Source organism: Micromonospora okii (assembly GCF_020884795.1).
Classification (GTDB): domain Bacteria; phylum Actinomycetota; class Actinomycetes; order Mycobacteriales; family Micromonosporaceae; genus Micromonospora; species Micromonospora okii.
Genome location: NZ_BBZF01000029.1, coordinates 1 through 17,627 on the forward strand (window position 1 = coordinate 1; position 17,627 = coordinate 17,627).

Below are 17,627 nucleotides of genomic sequence, written 5' to 3' on the forward strand. Positions count from 1 at the left end.
GAACCGCTCCTCGACCGGGTCCTGGTTTCCGGCGAGGTCGGGGTAACGAAGGCCGATCCCCGGTTCGCCGCAGCAGTCGGGCGATTACTGCGGCAGGACGGGCAGCGAGCCTGCTTAGTCGTCGGCGACAGCGCCACCCAGGACCTGCAGCTGGCGGCCAACGGCGGCTGGCCGGCAGCCCATATATGCCCGGAAGGCGCGTGTAACGCCGACGTACCTCGTGGCGTTGCCGTGACCCATGCGTCGTCGCTTGCCCAGGTAACCGTGCACTGCGGCTGCGCCGGAGCTGGGCATCAGTGAGATGCTTCTATAGCTGTCATGGTGCGGGTCTGTCAAGTTAACGGTGTAACTGGGGTTGGTTGATGTCTACTTGCGGCCGGCCGGAACGTGTCAAGGGATTGAGGCCAACGGGTGTTAAGCGGCTTGTCGTTGCGGCTCGGGCTTGTTGATCCAGACCTGTTCGGGCAGGTCGAGGATCTTGGGCAGGGATCGGGCGGCGCCGAACCGTTCCGGGTGCGCTGTTCGGGCTGCGGCGAGGGTGTTCTCCCGGTGGGCGCGGACGGTGTGGTGACGGCCGTGGTGGACGTCGGCGGGGGTGTGTAGGCCGATGCCGGAGTGCCGGTGGGCGTGGTTGTACCAGCTCACGAAGTCGGTCATGAACGCCCGCGCCTGGGCGAGGGACGCGAACCGGTCCGGGAAGACCGGCGCGTACTTCAACGTCTTGAACCAGGCTTCGCTGTACGGGTTGTCGTTGGATACCTTCGGTCGGGAGTGCGAGCGAGTCACGTTGAGGTATTCGAGCAGGTCAGCGACTGATTTCGAGGTCATCGATGTGCCCCGGTCGGCGTGCACGACGTGGGGAACGCCGTGGACGTTGAACACCTCGCGCATCATGTTCTCGGCGAGCGGGCCGGACTCCCGGGCGTGCACCCGCACGCCGACGATGCACCGGGAGTAGATGTCGATCATCACGTAGGCGTCGTAGTAAGAGCCTTTGACCGGCCCGGCGAGCTTGGTGATGTCCCAGGTGTAGACCTGCCGTGGTGCGTTCGCGACCAGCTCGGGACGCTGCCGGGCTGGGTGCCGGGCCTGCCGGCGGCGTTCGCGGATCTGCTTGTGTTCGCGCAGGATCCGGTACATGGTGGCGATCGAGCTGACGTAGACGCCCTGGTCCAGCAGCGCCGCGTAGATCTGCGCCGGGGCCGCGTCGACGAACTGCGCACTGTTCAACAGGCGCAGCACCTGCTCGCGTTCGGCCGCAGTGAGGGCGTTCGCCGGCGTCTGCCGCACCGCTGGCGCCGGACTCGGCCGGCGGCGGTCCCGATCGGCGCTGGAACGGGCGATGCCGGTCAACTGTTTCGCCTGCCTCGTCGGGGTCTTCGCGCCCGTCAACGCGTGGAGGGCGGCCATCAGCGTCTGCCGAGCCCGAACACGTCCGGACCGTCCGGCTCGCTCCTGGAGATGTCCTCCAAGAGCTCGCGCGCTTTTCCCATGATCGTCAACGCCGTCTCGGTCCGCGCCAGCTTCGCCTGCGCCACATCCAGCTCGCGGCGCAACCGGGCGATCTCGGCCTGCTCGGCCGACGGCCGTCCGACCGTCTCCCCGGCCGGCTTGCCCTGCAGCAGACCCGCGTTGCGGGTCCGGCGCCACTCTGACATCAACGACGAGTACAAGCCCTCACGCCGCAGGAACGCCCCGCCGACACCGCCCTCGCCCGCGGCGACGGCCTGCTCGTATCCGGCCAGCAGCTCCAGCTTCTGACCCGGGGTGAAAGACCGGCGTGCTCGCGGGCCGTCCGAACGGAGACCCTTCTTCCGACTCATGACCCCATCCTGGGCCACGACCATCTCAGCAGCAGTATTCAACGGTTCTCGATCCTGAACTCGCCCTGTCCGGCGGACTTGCTATGAACCGCTGGCCTCAACTCACCCTGACAGACAGGGGGGCAGCAAGGTCATGCCTGGCTTTCACGAGGCGGAGCGTCGCAAGCTGCGCAAGGCCAAGCTCGACCGCACCATAGCACCCGGTGTCACAGCCAGCACCGGACAGCCATCCTCGCCGCATCCACCAAGCTCACGCAGCCGTCTCCAGAAGGAGGCTGGGTTAGAGGTGAGTAAATATAGTCATCCTTCAGCCAATAGGGACCTTCCGCGATCGTGGCCATCGGGCGCAGCGCAGGCGCTGACCGACCGGAACATCCACGGCGAGGGGCCCGACGAAGGGCCCAGTCTCTGACTCATGAGCACTTCGCCCGGTCAGCGGAAGGGTGACGCCGATAGGAGGCGCGGAGGTGGTGGAAGTGGGCCCGAGCCGCGTAGTGCGCCGACCCGACCTTCCCTCATGTCGGCTCCGCCTGAAAAAGTTCAGCCGGCGTTGACACCTCACGCGCATGTTCTGCGGGTGGCGGGGACCCTGCCCGTCGGGGCACGTCACGGTGTCGGGTTAGGTGCCGGAGCCAGCGCGGGCGGCCCGGGAGGCGGGGGCCCGAAGGCCGTGCGCCGATTGCGGGACGGCAGGGTGGGGCTATATTTCATACCCCGCGCGCCCTCGGCATTTCTCCTGCGCTCGACGCTGGGGCCCCGCCGCCACTGTGTCGAACCCGCCGGGTGTCCTCGTCGGCTCAGCCGAGTGGCTCCGGAACGCCGGACCCGACGCGGTAGTTCACCTTCCCTTCAAATTCCTCGAATCCGAGCTGCCGGTAGAAGGCGCGGGCGGCGTCGTTGTCCCGGTCGGTCATCCACTCCACTCGACTGCACCCGGGCGCGGCGGCCGCAATTGCCTGCATCTCCCGCATGAGCCGCGTTCCAGTGCCCAGCCGCCGCCCGTCCGGCCGCACGTACAGCTCCTTGACGAACAGTGAGTGCGTCGATCCGGCCGCCGGCCACAGAAATGAGTATGCCGCCAACCCCACCACGTCGTCCTCGGCGATCGCGAGCACGCAGTACGCCAGCGGCGGCATCCCGAACAGTGCCGCTTCGACCTGTGCCAGCCGCTCCTCGAACGGCTGGATCGATGTGGCGCCGTAGTACCGTTCGATTTCCTCGATCATTGCGGCGACGGTCTTGGCGTCGCTGGGCTCGGCGTGGCGGACGACGAGGTGCTGCACGGTGCTTCTCCTTCAGGCCGGAAGCGTGGCTTGGACGTGCCGGATGAGGTGCGCGAGGTCCTGACAGTAGACGGATGAGTTTCGGTACCCGCGCTCAGCGCTCAGCCGATGCGGCAGATACCCACCGCCGCAGACGGACGCCAGGGGGCAGCGCTGGCACTCTTCTGCCAGGGCCGCCGCTCCGGCCTGCCGTTGCTGAATGGCTGGATGGCTCGCCACCTCGTCGAAGGTGTGGTCGAAGACGTTGAGGCCGAGTTCTGCAGCACCCGGGGCGGCGGCTTTGAGCGTGTCGACGTTCTCGATCGAGCCGTCGGACTCGACCACGACGATGTCGGCCGGTGCGAGTCCGAGTGATTCGACGGAGCCCTTGGCGCCGAGGCTGAGAGCCACGATGTCTTCGAGGATGCGCACCGAGTGCGTGTAGGAGTCGGCGTGGGTCCATGCGTCGTAGACGCGGCTCAACCACCGGCCGTACTCCGGCTCAGCGGGATCGGTGCGCTCCGGCGGGCTGTCGTGCGTGGCGTGGGGCAGGTTGAAATCAATGACCGCAGGCCCGAGTGACGCGAGGTAGTCGTGAACATCGGCAGGGTCGTTGCGGAGGTCGACCACGGCCAGAACGCCGGCAAACAGGTGGGGCCGGTTGCGGAGCAGTTCGATGCCGCGGACCGCGGCGTGCGACGTGGACCGGCCGCGGTGGCTGACACGATGGCGGTCGTTCGCCACCGGCCGGCCGTCGAGGCTCACGCCGACTCGGACGCCGAACCGATCGAAGACGTCCAGCCAGTCGTCGTTGAGCAGCATGCCGTTGGTCTGCAATTCGATGCGGACGGACGGTACCCGGTTGTGAAGGATCTGCAGGATTGCACCGAGGTGGCGCGGCCCGGCGAGCAGGGGCTCCCCGCCATGCAGCACGACGTCCACGTGGTCGAGGTCGTGGGCGGTGGAGTGCTCGGCGATTCGCTGCGCGACGGCGTGGGCCACCTCGACGCTCATCCGTACGGGCAGGCCACGCCAGGACTGGTCTGGCCCGTTGAAGACATAGCAGTAGTCGCAGTTGATGTTGCAGCGGTTGACCACCTTGAGGACGAAGGTTCGCAGTGGTGGCATACCCGCTCCGTGGCTGCTCAGGACTGCGCGGGAATCGACGCCGCGTGCGCGGCTCGAACGGCCTCGGGCTTGACCTGCTCGGCCGCGATCCGGGCGCGGCCCCTCTGGATCACCGTCGCCAGCACAGACTGCACGTTCGACGTCGTCGACTGCTGCATGGCCGCCTCCTTCATGTCTTACGGTGACGATACCGGGACGCATTGGAGTTACGTATGCCGATTTCCGAGCCGTTCGTAGAGCATCTGGGCGGCGCTGCGCAGGTCGGCCGCTTGCTCGGGTCGCCCCAAAGCCTGCTCGCAGCGTGCGAGGCCGTCCAACGCATGCGCCTCCTGCAGCGGCACGCCCAGTTCGCGGGCGAGGGACAGCGCGAGCTCGTATCGAATCCTCGCCCGATCGAGTTCGCCGGCGTCGAGCTGCAACGCGCCGATGTGGTTGTGCACTTCCAGTAGACCGGTGCGGTCTCCGAGCTCGGCGTACCCGGCCGCAGCGCTGTCCAGCGCGCTCCTGGCGCCGACGAGGTTGCCCTCGAGACGACGCAGGACGCCCATCTCGGCCGTGGCGGCAGCAAGCCCACCCCGGCTCTCCAAGTCGGCGTAGATGGTCACCGCCCGCTCCTGGGCCTCGATCGCCGCCGCCCGGTCCCCTCGGAGCCGGTGCAACACCCCGAGGTGCCGGATGGCGTTGGCCTCGCCGAATCGGTCACCGAGCTCGGCGTACTTGGCCAGCGCCTGTTCGTGCGATTCGGTCGCCCCGTCGAGGTCCCCCTTCAGGCGACGAACGACGCCCAGCTCGTTGAGCGCATACGCCTGGTGCACCGGGTCGCCAATGCTGGTGTAGATCGCCAGCGCCTCGCGGGCATTGTGCTCGGACTCGGCGTAGTCACCGGTCAGGGACCGGACCAGTCCGAGGTCGCGGAGTGCGTTGGCCTCGCCATAACGATCACCGAGCCGCCGGTAGATTTCCAGCGCATCCGTCGACGCTTCGGCGGAAGGCCCCAAGTCACCGGTCATACGCCGCACCATGCCCAGGTCGGCGAGCGCGTTCGCCTGGCCGAGCAGGTCACCGTTCTCCCGGCAGATCCCCAACGCCTCCGTCTGAGCTCGGGCCGCCTCGTCGTACGCCGCGATCAGGTAGTGCACGATGCCGATCTGGTTGAGCACTGACGCCTGCCCATCCAGATCGCCGAGAGCCCGGTAGACCGCGAGCGATTCGTCCAGGGTCTCCACCGCCACCCGGTACCGGGCCATGAGGCGGGACACCATGCCGAGGTTCGCCAACGCGTCGGCCTCTGCCTTCCGGTCACCCACGCGGCGCGCCGCCACGACCGCGGTCCGGTGCAGCTCGGCGGCCTGGTCCCACGGGCCCGCCTGGCGCAGGTACGGCGCCATCGCGGCGGCGAGCCCCACGACCAGGGCATGCTGCTCGCGGCGCACGCACTCCTCGACGCAGGCCAGAACATTCGCCCGCTCAGCGTCAAGCCACGCCGAGGCCGTGGCCAGCGAGTCGAATCGGGCCGTGGTGGCCGTGGACCCACGGCTGATGTAGGCGTTCGCCGCGCCGATGGTCTCCAGGTAGTGTCCCGCGAGATTCTTGATCGACATCATCCCATCCTGCCCGTCATCCCCGAGGCTGCGTCCATAGTCCCTGACCAGGTCATGGAACCGGTATCGCCCGTGCTCGGTTTCATCCAGCAGGTGATCCCCGTACAGCGCCTCAAGCTCGGACCGCGCCACCTCCCGAGAGACCGAAGCCAGCGCCGCCGCGGCCTCCTCACCGACGTCGAGCCCCGGGAACCGGCTGAGTCGGCGGAAGAACCGCTGACGTTCAACTGGCAGATCCTGGTAGGACAGGTCGAATGCGGCCGCGACGGCGCGCTCGCCTACCTGCATCTCCACCAGGCGGTGCTGCGTCGACAGCAGGCGATCCTTGAGATCCTCGACGGTCCAGGACGGATGGTGCCGTAACCTCGCCGCAAGCAAGGCAACCGCCAACGGAAGGTGGCCGCAGACAGCGACGAGCTCACCGACCGATCCCTTGCTGAGCCGGCTACGACCTGCCAGACGCATGAACAACGCGGCGGCGTCCGGCGCAGACAATGCGCTCATCTGCAGACTCGTCGCGTCCGGTGCGGCCAGCCGACGTCGGCTGGTGACCAACACGAGGCTGCCGGCCGCGCCCGGCAGCAACTGCTCCACCTGCGCGTACGTGGCGGCGTTATCGAGGATGAGCAGCATCCGCCGATCAGCGACCCGGGTGCGCCACAATGCGGCGCGGGCCTCGGTCATCGCCCACTGATCGTCGCCGTTCGGGATCTTCTGCGGAGCGACGCCGTCAGCGAGCAACAGCGACGCGAGCGCCTCAGCAGGCCCGACCGGCCCACGCCCAGGCGTGTGCCCGTTCAGGTTCAGGAATAGCTGACCGTCCGGGAACCTCGGCGCCAGCAGATGGCCGACGTGGATGGCGAAGGCGGTCTTACCGACGCCAGCCATGCCGTCGATCGTCCGGACCGGCATGACCAACTGATCCTTCGACGCATCGTTCAGGATCTGCTCGATCTCGTCCCGTCGGTTGGTGAAGCCGGCGACATCGCGCGGCAGGGTACGCAAGACCGCAGCCGATCCCACCGAGGGCGTGGGCTCATCGTCAGCTTTCCGCATGCCGACCTGGCCGGGGTCGGTCAGGCCCGGCAGTAACGCGGCGAGGAGCACGGCAACGACCGCAAGCAACAGGAACGACTGCCACGGGTGCCGCTGCACCAGAGACAACCATCCGGGCCACCGCTGCTGATCGGAGGCGGCGTTGGTCACCAGACCGATCATCAGGGTCACTGCGGCAACGCCGGCAGCAACCAGTCCCGCAACGGTTACCCGGCGCAACTTCACGATCAGCACCGTAAGGCATATCGACAAGGAGCACTATGGCAGGTCCTTGACGGCGACGGCGTCATCGCCCCACGCCAACCAACCGGATCGTGCGCCGGGCGTCCCGGGGGAGTGCCCCTGCCCTGTGACGGACTTACGCCGTCGCTCGGCGAGCAGGCTGCCGAGCCTGCCGCTACATCGAAGCAATCGGGTAACCGACACAAGTTTCGGCCCGAATCCCGTGACGCTCGAGGTTTCCCTGCTCCCGCAACAGCCCGGCGGCGGGCGCAGCTCCCGCACTCGCAGGCCTGCACACGTCGGGAACCGTGAAGTTCCACCCCAGGACCGGACACCCAGGGCCCCGGCAAAGTCGTCAGGTGATGCCGAGTAGTGCCAGCGGTCGGGTGCTGTCGCGGGCGTGATGCCGGTTGGCGGCGGCGATGTTGGTGACGCCAGCGGTGCGGAGTGCGCCGATCGCGGCGTTGCGTAGTGCGGCCATGACTTCGGGTCCGGTGCCGGTGCGGATCTGGCTGCGGTCTTCGTCGTAGGTGACGTCGCGGACCCAGTGGACCTTGTTCTCGATCGACCAGTGGCCACGGACCCAGCTAGCCAGTTGTGCCGGTTTCGCCTGGTGGACGTGGAGGTCGGTGATGGCGTAGACGGTTTCGGTGGTGAAGCGTTTCGGCTGGTCGAGGCGGCGTCTGCGGCGGCGGATCTGGATGGCTTGGACGGCGTGCGGGAAGTCGATGCCGGTGGAGATCGTCAGGATCTTGCAGCTGCGGATCTCGCGGCGGCCGTGTCCGCGGTCGGTGTCGCGTGCGGCGTCGGGGACCGCCCGCCAGGGCAGTGCGGTGAGTTGGGCGTGTAGGTGGGGCTGGTTGCCTTTGACGGTCAGGATCCAGTGGGCCCCGCGTTGGGCGAGGTAGGTGACGTGCTCGCGTTGGCAATGCAGGGCGTCGGCGGTGACCACGGTGTCGCGCAGGTCGCTGATCTGGTCGAGTAGCGGTGCGAATCGGGTGATCTCGTTGGTCTTGCCGTCGACGTCGATGCCGGCCAGGACCACGCCGGTGGCCTGGTCGCAGGCGGTCATCACGTGCCGGGCGGTGGTGTCGGTGGTGCGGGAGCCGCGCAGGGTCTTGCCGTCGACGGCGATCGCCTGCGGGTTCGTCGGGGCAGCGGTGGTGGTCCGGCCAGCGAGCCATGCCCCGATCGCGGTGGTCAGCAACTGCGGGTCCACGGCCTGTAGCAGTCGACGGATCATCGCCTCGGACGGGCGTCGGTCGGGAGTCATGCCCAGGGCGAGAGCTGTCGAGGCCGGAACATCGCGACCCATTCGGCGATCGCCGTGTAGGAGCGGTAGCCGGCGACCACGGCGCACACCGCTGCGGTGACCACGACTGTCAGCCGGTGCCGGACACCGCGTCGGGCCCGTGGATCAGGCAGACCGGCGAGTGCTTCGGGCAGCCCACCAGCGGTTTCTGGCAGGGTCAGAGCCGGTGCGTGGGCCAAGGACGAGATCAGCGATGATGGCAGCGCGGGCATGACTCACTTCGGACGATCACCGTGGCGTAGGAACCTTGATGATCTTCTGAACAGGTCATGCCCGTCTTGCTGCCACCAACAGCGGCGCTTCTACACCAAGACCCCCAAGTCAGACACCATCACGACTTTGCCGGGGCCCTAGGGCAGCAACTCTTCGCCTTGCCGTATGGTCTGTTGTCGTCGGAGTTGCTGTTGCGGGTGAGCCGGGCGTCGGAGCTGCGGGTGCCGTCGTCGCAGAACCAGGCGCTGCGTTGGTCCCAGCCGTCGATGAGTACGACGTAGATCGACATGCGGTCTCCCTCCTCGCGGTGGCCGTTGCGCATTCGTCGGTAACGGGTCACATGAGCGACATCTGTTCGTGGTCGGGAAGGTTGAAGTGCACTACGCGAGCAGGCTCGATGTTGCCAGTGCGGATCAGTTCGTGGGCTTCGCGGGCGTTGCGGACGTAGACGGGCACCACGGGCGGGAGCCGGTGCAGGGAGGCGGGGCTGGGGCGCGGGATGCCGTGGGGTCGGCGGCGGATGTAGATGGCGATGCCGTAGGCGCTGTCGACGGTGACGCCCACGGGGTCGAAGTCGACGCGGGTAGCTCAAGCGATCAACCGTAAGCAGGTGCGATGCGATGCCCTCGCTCGGCCGCCGGTGACCGCCAACCTGCTCGCGAACAGCCCGCAGACGCAGCTGACGCTTCACTCGCCGGCCGGGCGCCCTGGGAGGTCGGCCCGGCCGGTCGGCAGCGGGAACTGGACATGCTGACCAACCGCGTCCACCGCTTCGCCGTGTTGGGCCCGTTCTGGCCCGGCGACGGCCTGGCCACTCCTCAACCCGGTAGGAGTGCGACCACGGTGTTGGTTGGTCCGCCGAAAAGCCGCGGCTCCGCGAGTCACCCAGCGCCACTAAGCACTTCTCGTCGCCAGGTGGGATTCGACCACCAAGCGCGGTCGAGCACCTCCTGCGCAATGCGATTCCCAGTCGTCAGGAGGTCGGCAGTCTGCTGGCGCAGATGCTGTGGGAGCCATTCTGCGGCTTGCTCGGCGACTCCGCGTTCGATCGGGCCGGACGGTGTCGTCGTTCCCGCAGCCAGCATGGCTGCGTACGCGCTGGTCAGCGGGTATGGCAGCGGATGGTCGTGAGTTTCCAGGTTGGCGGTCAGGGTGAGCGGAATGTCGAGGCCGTCGAGGTCGAGGTCCCCGGCGTACCAGATCCTCGCGGGCGGCTCGCGTAGCTGGAGGTGTTCGGTGACGTGGAGGGTGGGTTCGGCGAAGGCGGCTTCCCAACCGTTGGAGAACGCGACCGCGGCGAACGGGCTGGGGTCGTGACGGAGCGCTCGCCAGGCGGAGTCGAACGTCGACTGGTTCTCGATGAGAAGCAGGTCGCCGTGGTCGGCGAGGCGGGCGGCGCGTAGGGGTGGGATGGGACGTTCGTAGGCCAGCTCTTGAGGGCTGAGGCGGTGGGCGGCGAAGATGCTGCTGGCTTCGATGCGGGCGAGTTTCTTTTCGTCGCCGAAGATGTCGAGGGAGCGTTCCTCGCGGGCGACGATCGGCGGTGGGCCGGCGAGGTGTTCGAGGAGCCAGGTGTTGATCTCTCGCAGGCTGGCGCGGATCCCGGCTCCAGGCCGGCTGATCCGGGTCCACTCGCGTAGCCATCTGGATATGGTCGGGGCCCAGAAGACGGTGTCCAGGTCGACGCTGATCGTGGCCGGGGCGAGGTCGGTGATGACGGTGATCCAGGCCGGTAGTGCGGGCTGGGCGGTCTGGTCCCAGAGTTTCTTGCCTTGTGGGGGTTCCAGCCGTCCAGCGGCGGCGAGGGTGTCGAGGGCGGCGCGCAGGCGGGCGCGGGCGCCGGAGCGGGTGGCGGCGTGCTGCTCGATCTGCGCCTGGATGCTCATCAGGCTGACTAGGGAAATCCGGGTACGGCCGGTGCTCGTGGCGTGGGTAGCCAGGGCGTCGTAGAGGCGCTCGGTGAGCGGGGACGTCGCGGTCATGCCGGATCCGCCAGTACGGGGGCGTCCGCTGGTTCGTCGCTCGCGTTGTTCGTGATCGGGATCGTCGTGCCGAGGGAGGCGTCGGTGATGGACACGACCGCGGAGGACATGCCCAGGCTGGGAACTGCGGGGCTGGCGGTGAGGGGCTGGCGACGTAGCTGGTGCGGGATGGTGGCGGTGGGGATCGCGGCGGGCGCGACGATGGTGTGGTTGTTGGCGGTGGTTTCGACTTTGAGTTGGATCCAGTGGGAGAAGGCGCTCAGGGCGTGTTCGTCGCGTGAGGGGGTCATGAGGATGAGCTGCACGTTTAGGCCGCGGGCGACGTGCTGGATGAGGCGTAGCAGGCCGGGTTCGCTGACTTTGGCGAAGATGTTGTCGATAACCAGGAAGGTGGGGTTGTTGGTGCGCATCGACTGCATGAGCGCGGCGATGAGGATGCCGGCGGTGACGCCTTCGCCGCCGGAGGTGCGCCGGGCGAGTTGTTCGATCGGGTAGTGGGTGCCGTCAAAGGGAACCTTGGGGATCAGGATGGAGACCGACAGGTTGGCGGTGATGGCTTCCACCAGGCGGTGCATCGGTGACTGGTCGTCGTCGGCACCGGTGGTGATCATCCGCTGGAATGCTTCTCGGAGTTGATCGGTGCGGGCTTCGCGGCCGACTTCGCTCCAGCTGATGCGTAGGAAGTCCTGGCCGGCCCAGCGGCCGAGTTTCGGGTCGTTGGGCAGCCGGGATTGTTTGGTGGTGGAGACGATGCGTCCGCGAATGGTCTCGATAATGTTCTTGACCCCGCGGGCGGAGGCGTCGAGTTCTTTTTCAAAGTTTTTCAGCTCGCTTTGTACCGCGGACAGGCGCTGGCTGGCGTTGTGGTGGTTGCTGGCGGCGTTGCTGATGAGTTCGTCGACGGTTTCGGATTTGAGTCGGTCGACGATTTTCGCGGCAGCGTCCTTGGAGGCGCGGCTGCTGCACTGCCGTAATGCCTCGGCGTGGGCGTGGGTGCGGTTCTCGGCGTGGCGGTAGCGGCGGTCGACGTTCTCAAGGTTGCCGATGGTCCGGTCGACCAGGGGCTGAAGGTCGTCGGGGTTGAGCCGGTCCAGGGCGGGGGTGAAGGCGTCGAGGTTGCCGCTGTCGGCGGCTTCGTCGAGCGCTTCGCGGATCAGGGTGAGCCGTGCGGTTGCGGGATCGATGTCGCCACCCCCGGGTTGTTCCCGGAATCGCAGGTCGGTCAGGTCGATGTGCCGCCCGAGTTTGCCGGGGGCGGCCAGGGTGGTCGCGGCGGTCTCGAGACGGCTGGCGAATCGGTCCTTGACGGTCGAGGTGAAGGCGGTCAGCCGGATCTGGGCGGCGACCGAGGCGTCAAGTGTGGCAGCGGCGTCGGCGCGTTGGCCGGCGGCGCCGCTGATGCTCTTCTCCAGCTGTTGTTGGAGTTGGATGAGAGTGGCGAGGCTGCCGGAGTTCCACTGGACCAGCAGCGTGGTGTTCGCGCCGTCAATGCCTTGTGCGGTGGCGAGGTCGCGGAGCGCGCCGCGTTCGCGTTCGGTGAGTTCCGCGCGGTGTTCCTTGGCTTGGTCGACGTTGTCGCAGGCGTCCGCGAGGTCTTGGTCCCAGGCGGCTTGGGACCTCTGCGGATCGTCGGTGTGGCGCTGTGCGGCGTCGTGGACGGCTTGGGCGTCGAGGTCTTTGAGCTTTTTGGTGATCTGTTCGATGGTCTTGTCCGCGTCGCGCATGGTCAGCCGCAGTTCGTCGTCGGTGACCAAGCCGTCGTACTCGGCTTGCAGCGCGAACACCTGCTCGTGCAGGGCATCGGTCGAGGTCGCGCCAAACGCCGCGGTCGACGTGCCGGGCGGTGCCGGATGGGTGCGTACGACGGCGGACACGAGGGTCTGCCGGCTCTGCAGGTCGTGTTCTTTCACTGAGAGCGCGATCAGGCGCCGGCCACAGTCCTCGCGGGTGCGTTCCAGGTCTTGGCCGCGGTCCTTGTCCTGCTGGATCTGCCGCTCGGCGTTGTCACGCCGGCTCTGGGCGTCGGCTTGGCGCTGGTCCAAGTCCGCAGCCTCAGATTCGAAGACGACCAGGGGCTGCACGCTCCTGGCCTCGTCGAGGGCAGTGCGTTCCGTCTCCCGGTAGCCCTCGGCCTGCTCGCGGGATTCCTCGGCCAGGGAGTTCGCGTCTGCCGCTGCGCGCTCGTGCTCGTTCTGTTGCTCGACGAGCGCGGCCTTGTCCTCGTGCAGGGCGGTGATCTCGGCAGCGAGCCGGTCGCGGGCGCCGGCGCCGATGTGGGTTTGCCATCGGTCGAGGTCGTGCAGCAGTTGCTCGACGGTGCGGGCGCGGTCTTGTGCGGCATCGCGCTCGTGCAGGGCCTGCTCGTGGCGGCTGTTGGCGGTCGTGGCGGCTTCGCGGCCGGCGTTTTTGTCCCAGTGTGCGGGGTCGGGCAGCAGTACCGCCCGTTGCGGCTGATCGGTGCCGGTGCTGGGTTGGAACGCGGCGGCGGTGGTCAGCACGACGGGTGCGGAGAGGTTGACCTCGCCGGCGTGGGCGGTAAGCCAGTCCGCGACCTGCTGGTAGTCGTCGTCGATGGTGACGATCAGGCCGTCGGCGACCTCGGGGTGCCGGTGGGCGAAGTCCTGGGCGACGTGCGGGGGCAGGTCGGCCAGGCACTGCCAGCCGGGACGCACCGCGCGAGTGGTGGCGGTGCGTACGCGTTCGGCCAGGGCCTCGATATCGTGGCGGGGTGGCAGGAGCTGGGTGCGGTTCAGGGCGTCGACGTCGCGTTCGATCTGCCCGGCGGTGATGCTGTGGTCGCGGATCTGGGAGCGTAAGGATTCGCGGTGCTCGCGCAGGGCGGAGGCGAGGATGTCGGCGTGCTCGTCCAGCGATACCGGGTCGAGGTCGATCAGGCCCGACGCTAGCAGGGCGGCGACCAGCTCATCGCTGGTTTGGTTCCAGGTGCGCAGTCGTTGCTCGGCGGTGACGATCTGTTCGCCGACCGTGGTTATCCGGCGTTGCAGGGCCCTGGCGTCGGCGGCGGCGCTCTTGCCCGCCGCGGTGGCAGCCGCAGCAGCCGCGAGGGCCTTGTTGCGTTCATCGTGGGCGTCCTGGGCGACCCGCTGGTGGCGGCCCTGTGCTTGCTCGCCGGTCTCGCTGGGCAGAACGGTGCCGGACTCACGGAGCTCGCGCCGCAGGAGTTCGCCGTCCTTGCGCCGCTGGGCGACATCTTCGAGATCACGGCGCGCGTCGGCGTGCTGGCCTGCCAGCACCGGCTGCGCGGCGGCGATGCGCTGCAGTTCTTTGCGGGCGGTGGTGTCGTCGGCGGTGATCTGCGTGCGCTGCCCGGCGAGGCCTTCGGCCTCGGCGGTGTAGCGGGCGGTCAGAGCGTGAGCTGCGCAGGCGAGACGACCCCGCAGCGGCGCGGCTTCGCGGACTTTGCGGTCGAGTTGCTCGGCCGCGTGCTGTTTGATCTGTGATGCGGTCGCTGACGAGGCGATCAACGTGCTGGCGCGAGCGACCTGCTGGTGATGCTCGGCGTCGGTGACGCGCTGGCGGGCGGTGTCTAGGTCCGCGCGGACCTGGTCGAGTTCCATCTGCCGGCGCCGCATCATCGAGGCCGCGTGTTGCTGACGCAAGTGCCGATGGCGCTGCGCCGCGCCGTCGCGTCGTTCCCGGGCGTCATTGACGATGGCGTCGACCCGGACCAGGGCCGTGCTGGTCAGCGCCGTCCACTGCTCGACCACATGGCTGGCCTGCGCCCACTGGGTGAGGGCGGCGGCGCGGGCGGCCAGCTCGGTGGTGTAGGTGGCGGCGGAGTCGGCCAGCTGGCCGGTGTGCTTGATCGCCTGTTGCAAAAACTGGTCGGTGGCCAGGTTAACCGTCCGGGCGGCGACCTTGCCGCGCAGCCGGCCCAGTTCGGTCGTGATGACCGTGGTGTCGGCGTCGTCGGCGAGGATGTCGATGAGGCTATTGATGAACGTACGGGAGCTGCTGTAGGTGAACAGCCGGTCCGTGGCACCCTCATCGACGTTCATCCGCAGCAGGAACTGGCGCAGGAAGTCCAGGTCGAAGTTGCGCGATCGGAGTTCGTCGCGCCAGTGGTTGTCGCGGGTCTCGTCGGCCAGTTGCAGGCTGGGATCTTGATGTTTCACGGCGATCAGGTGGTCGAAGAACGCGTCGTGGTCGACCGGTTCCCCGGTTTCCGAGCGCAACGGCAAGGTGTCGAAGGTCAGCTTGTCGTTGCTGACGAAGCAGAAGAAGCGCTCGTCGGCGCGTTCCTGCGCTTCGTTGTCACGCCAGGCGGCGTAACCGGCGACCAGGCGGGGCACCTGGCCGAACAGGTTCGGTGCGGCGCCGGGGATGGCGTGCTCGCAGACGACGTAGGTGGTCTGGCCGACGGGAATGTAGTGGTCGAACTCCTTTGCCGGGCCGGACTTCTTCTGCGCGCGTTGCGACATCTTGGCCAGGAACTTGTTGCGGTGTGGTTCGTAGAGGTGCATCCACATCGAGATGAAGGTGGTCTTGCCGCCACCGTTTTGCAGCATGATCACGACGTCTTCGGTGTCGATTCCGGCGCGCATGTCGATGATCAGGTCGGGGAACCGCGGGCGTTCGATACCGACGTTCACCAGGCGGATCCGGGTCGGGGTGAGCATCAGTTCTCCGTCGTCTCGAAGCTTGTGGTGTGCTCGCGCAAGGCGTTGAACAGGGGGTTCATGAGGAAGTCGCGGTATTGCAGCAGCAGGCGTCGCTTCATCCGGTACCGCTTGCGTTCGGCGGGCTTGTCGCGGGTGGTGTCGAGGGTGAGTCCGATCTCGGCGAGCCCGTCGAGGGTCTTGTAGACCAGGTAGCTGGTGGTCCCTCGGGAGATGGCGTGGTCGGTCTTGCTGTAGGCGTCGCGGGAGGTCCACCACGACCACAGCGGGGTATCGTCGTCGCTCAGGTCGCTCGGCATGTCGGCACGGCCGGCCTGCTGCTGCTCGCAGAAGTCGCGGATGTACTGCTCCAACTCCTGCACCGAGATCGGCAGCTGGGAGCGTTGCGGGTCGTCGAGGAACGACTCGACGTCGATGCCGGTCGGGAAATGCCGGGCCAGCAAGGCGACGATGACCAGCATCCGGGCAGCCCGGTCGTCGGCGTCGCCCTTGTTCCAGGCCAGGTCGCCGGTGCCGGTCGGCCACGCCCACGGACTCGATGGCCGGGGGTAGACGATCAGGCCGATGTCCTCGGAGGCGTCGGTGACCTCGCAGTCCACGCCGTCGAGCACCTCGTCTACTGCGGTGCGGAACTCGCCGTCGATCACATAGCGCTGCGCGAGGTGCCGGTAGTCGGCGCCGGCCCCGCTAGCGCCCGGGGTGCGGGTGATGTCGGTGGCGTAGCCGATCAGGCGGCCGACATCGACGAGGTCGGTCATGCGTTCTCTCCCGGTTGGGGGCCGCCGGCGGGGGCGGGCGTGAGCAGAAGGTCGTCGCCGGACGCGCCCGGCAGATCCAGGACTGTGCCGTCGCGGGTGACGGTGATCCGGTCGGGGTCCAGCAGGTCACGGTGGCGGATCAGCACGGCGGCGGCCTGTTCGTCGGCGAACTCCGCGGCGAGCGGGGGCGCGTAATTGGTCAGCACCAGCAGGCAGACCAGATGCGGCAGGGCTGCCTGGTCATCGGCGTTGCACAACTGCGGGTACTCGCGGACCGCCGTGCTCAGCAGCGCCGAGAGCCGGATGGGGCGGCGGATGTCCCCGAGAAGCTCGCGCAAGGCGGCGCTGGTTTGCGCGCTCATCCATGTCGGTGGCGAGGTCAGCTCACCGACATCGAAGGGGTCATTGGCGGCGGCCGGGGTGGGCGTGCGTTTGCGGGGCGTGGTGGTCTCGAGCACAGCGTGGGCCGAGACGATCCGCGGCTTGCGTACTCCCATCAGTTGCAAACACAAAGGCTCCAGCAGGTGCCCGAGATCGCGCATCGTCAGGTCCAGCAGCGGCTTGAATAAGTTGTCCTCGGCGTCCAGCAGGGTGCCGCTGTAGCGGGTCCAGACCTGCCGGTCCTGTTCCTCCTCGAAGACCTGCTGGACCCGGGCCACCTCGTCCAAGACGGCGGCCAAGGTGTGGCTGCGCAGCTCCAGGATCCGCCGGGTCTGCATCAGCTGCCGCGCCCCGGGCTCCCCTGGTTCCAGCCGTTGTTCCACCCGTGCTTTGAATTCCTCGGTCGTCGTCAACTGCTCGCGCAGCAGATCCAGCAGCTGGCCGATATGCGGCGCGACGTCGCTGGCATAGTCCACCGCGCGCACGTCGCGGCGCATCTGTGTGATCTGCGCGCGGATCTCGTCGACGGACACCTGCAAGGTCATGTGCTGGCGCTGGACGGAGGCCACGACCTCGTCGACGTCGCCGCGGGCCAGCTGCCGCTCCGCCACGATCAGGTCCGCGGCTCGGCGGTCCTCCAGATTGAGCAGGTAGAGCCCCTGGTGCATGTTGATCGCGCGGGCGTCCGCCTTCAGCGTCGGCTCTTGCTCGTCCTCGGCGCCGACGACCAGCAGATAGCTCAGCGGCTTCTCCCGCAGCTGGTACGGCTCGCCGGTCCAGTCGCCGTAGGGGTGCCGGATGGCCGAGCCGCCGCCGCTGCGGTTGAGCAGCACATCTACTGCGGCGCTCACTGCGTCGCGGTGTTCTTGTCCCGGCCGGTCCGGTCCGGCTCGGCGTGCGAGCGGAAGCAGCCCTTCGATCAGCTGCGCGCGGGTCCAGCCGCCAGCTAGACGGTCCTCCAGGACCAGGTGCAGGGCGCCTAGGGCGATTGACGGCAGGTCGTAGATGTCCCAGGACGGGTGGCTGCCGACCAGGTTTTGCAGGCGGATCGCCAGGGTCGCGATCATGCCGAAAGATTGCCGCTGTCGCGGTTGCCAATTGTTGACGAAGTCATCGAGTGCCGACTCCACCCGTACCTCAACCTCCCCCATCCTTTGGATGATTGCTCGTGTTCGGCCTTGATCTTCCGTCCGTCTGTGCGGTAAGCGGTAAACGTCATCGTGAACGAGTGGTACGACGGGAACTCGAG

At 67.9% G+C, this 17,627-nt stretch carries 13 protein-coding genes and 1 pseudogene; 1 reads left to right on the top strand and 13 read right to left on the bottom strand.

What is annotated here, in order from left to right; genetic code table 11:
* Positions 1 to 300, top strand: a 300-nt coding sequence (locus LPU43_RS26675; RefSeq protein WP_505846359.1) for an HAD family hydrolase, incomplete at its 5' end; no start/stop codon positions are given.
* A 114-nt stretch (positions 301 to 414) separates the two neighbouring features.
* Here the strand turns inward: LPU43_RS26675 and LPU43_RS26680 are convergent.
* The 13 genes and pseudogenes from LPU43_RS26680 to LPU43_RS26740 all read right to left on the bottom strand — a co-directional run bounded on the left by LPU43_RS26680 (position 415) and on the right by LPU43_RS26740 (position 17,445).
* Positions 415 to 1,823, bottom strand: a pseudogene (locus LPU43_RS26680) (IS3 family transposase).
* Positions 1,824 to 2,620: 797 nt separating this feature from the next.
* A complete protein-coding gene (locus LPU43_RS26685; protein ID WP_229403300.1) occupies positions 2,621 to 3,106 on the bottom strand; it encodes a GNAT family N-acetyltransferase in 486 nt (161 codons plus the stop codon).
* Between the two features lie 12 nt (positions 3,107 to 3,118).
* Positions 3,119 to 4,213 carry an FxsB family cyclophane-forming radical SAM/SPASM peptide maturase gene (locus tag LPU43_RS26690; RefSeq protein ID WP_229403301.1) on the bottom strand — a complete coding sequence of 365 codons (1,095 nt, stop codon included), beginning with the start codon at positions 4,211 to 4,213 and terminating at the stop codon, positions 3,119 to 3,121.
* A 17-nt stretch (positions 4,214 to 4,230) separates the two neighbouring features.
* A complete protein-coding gene (locus LPU43_RS26695) occupies positions 4,231 to 4,371 on the bottom strand; it encodes a hypothetical protein (protein ID WP_229403302.1) in 141 nt (46 codons plus the stop codon).
* Between the two features lie 48 nt (positions 4,372 to 4,419).
* Complete coding sequence (haaT, locus tag LPU43_RS26700; RefSeq protein ID WP_229403303.1) at positions 4,420 to 7,104, bottom strand: cyclophane-containing RiPP biosynthesis TPR protein HaaT; 2,685 nt, start codon at positions 7,102 to 7,104, stop codon at positions 4,420 to 4,422.
* A 343-nt stretch (positions 7,105 to 7,447) separates the two neighbouring features.
* The gene (locus tag LPU43_RS26705) at positions 7,448 to 8,299 is read right to left on the bottom strand and encodes an ISAs1 family transposase (protein WP_229403304.1); all 852 of its coding nucleotides are present in this window, start codon (positions 8,297 to 8,299) and stop codon (positions 7,448 to 7,450) included.
* Between the two features lie 62 nt (positions 8,300 to 8,361).
* A complete protein-coding gene (locus LPU43_RS26710; RefSeq protein WP_229403305.1) occupies positions 8,362 to 8,616 on the bottom strand; it encodes a transposase family protein in 255 nt (84 codons plus the stop codon).
* A 119-nt stretch (positions 8,617 to 8,735) separates the two neighbouring features.
* Positions 8,736 to 8,906, bottom strand: a complete 171-nt coding sequence (locus LPU43_RS26715; protein WP_229403306.1) for a hypothetical protein — start codon at positions 8,904 to 8,906, stop codon at positions 8,736 to 8,738.
* A gap of 47 nt (positions 8,907 to 8,953) precedes the next feature.
* On the bottom strand, positions 8,954 to 9,181 hold the full coding sequence (locus tag LPU43_RS26720) for a hypothetical protein (RefSeq protein WP_229403307.1): 228 nt from the start codon (positions 9,179 to 9,181) through the stop codon (positions 8,954 to 8,956).
* A gap of 317 nt (positions 9,182 to 9,498) precedes the next feature.
* Positions 9,499 to 10,599, bottom strand: coding sequence for a hypothetical protein (locus tag LPU43_RS26725; RefSeq protein WP_229403308.1), 1,101 nt, complete (start codon positions 10,597 to 10,599; stop codon positions 9,499 to 9,501).
* Positions 10,596 to 15,239, bottom strand: a complete 4,644-nt coding sequence (locus tag LPU43_RS26730; RefSeq protein ID WP_229403309.1) for a coiled-coil domain-containing protein — start codon at positions 15,237 to 15,239, stop codon at positions 10,596 to 10,598. The genes LPU43_RS26725 and LPU43_RS26730 overlap by 4 nt, the downstream gene beginning before the upstream one ends.
* On the bottom strand, positions 15,239 to 15,997 hold the full coding sequence (locus LPU43_RS26735) for a hypothetical protein (protein ID WP_229403310.1): 759 nt from the start codon (positions 15,995 to 15,997) through the stop codon (positions 15,239 to 15,241). Before LPU43_RS26735 ends, LPU43_RS26730 begins: the two co-directional genes overlap by 1 nt.
* Complete coding sequence (locus LPU43_RS26740; protein ID WP_229403311.1) at positions 15,994 to 17,445, bottom strand: hypothetical protein; 1,452 nt, start codon at positions 17,443 to 17,445, stop codon at positions 15,994 to 15,996. The genes LPU43_RS26735 and LPU43_RS26740 overlap by 4 nt, the downstream gene beginning before the upstream one ends.
* Positions 17,446 to 17,627 lie beyond the last annotated feature (182 nt).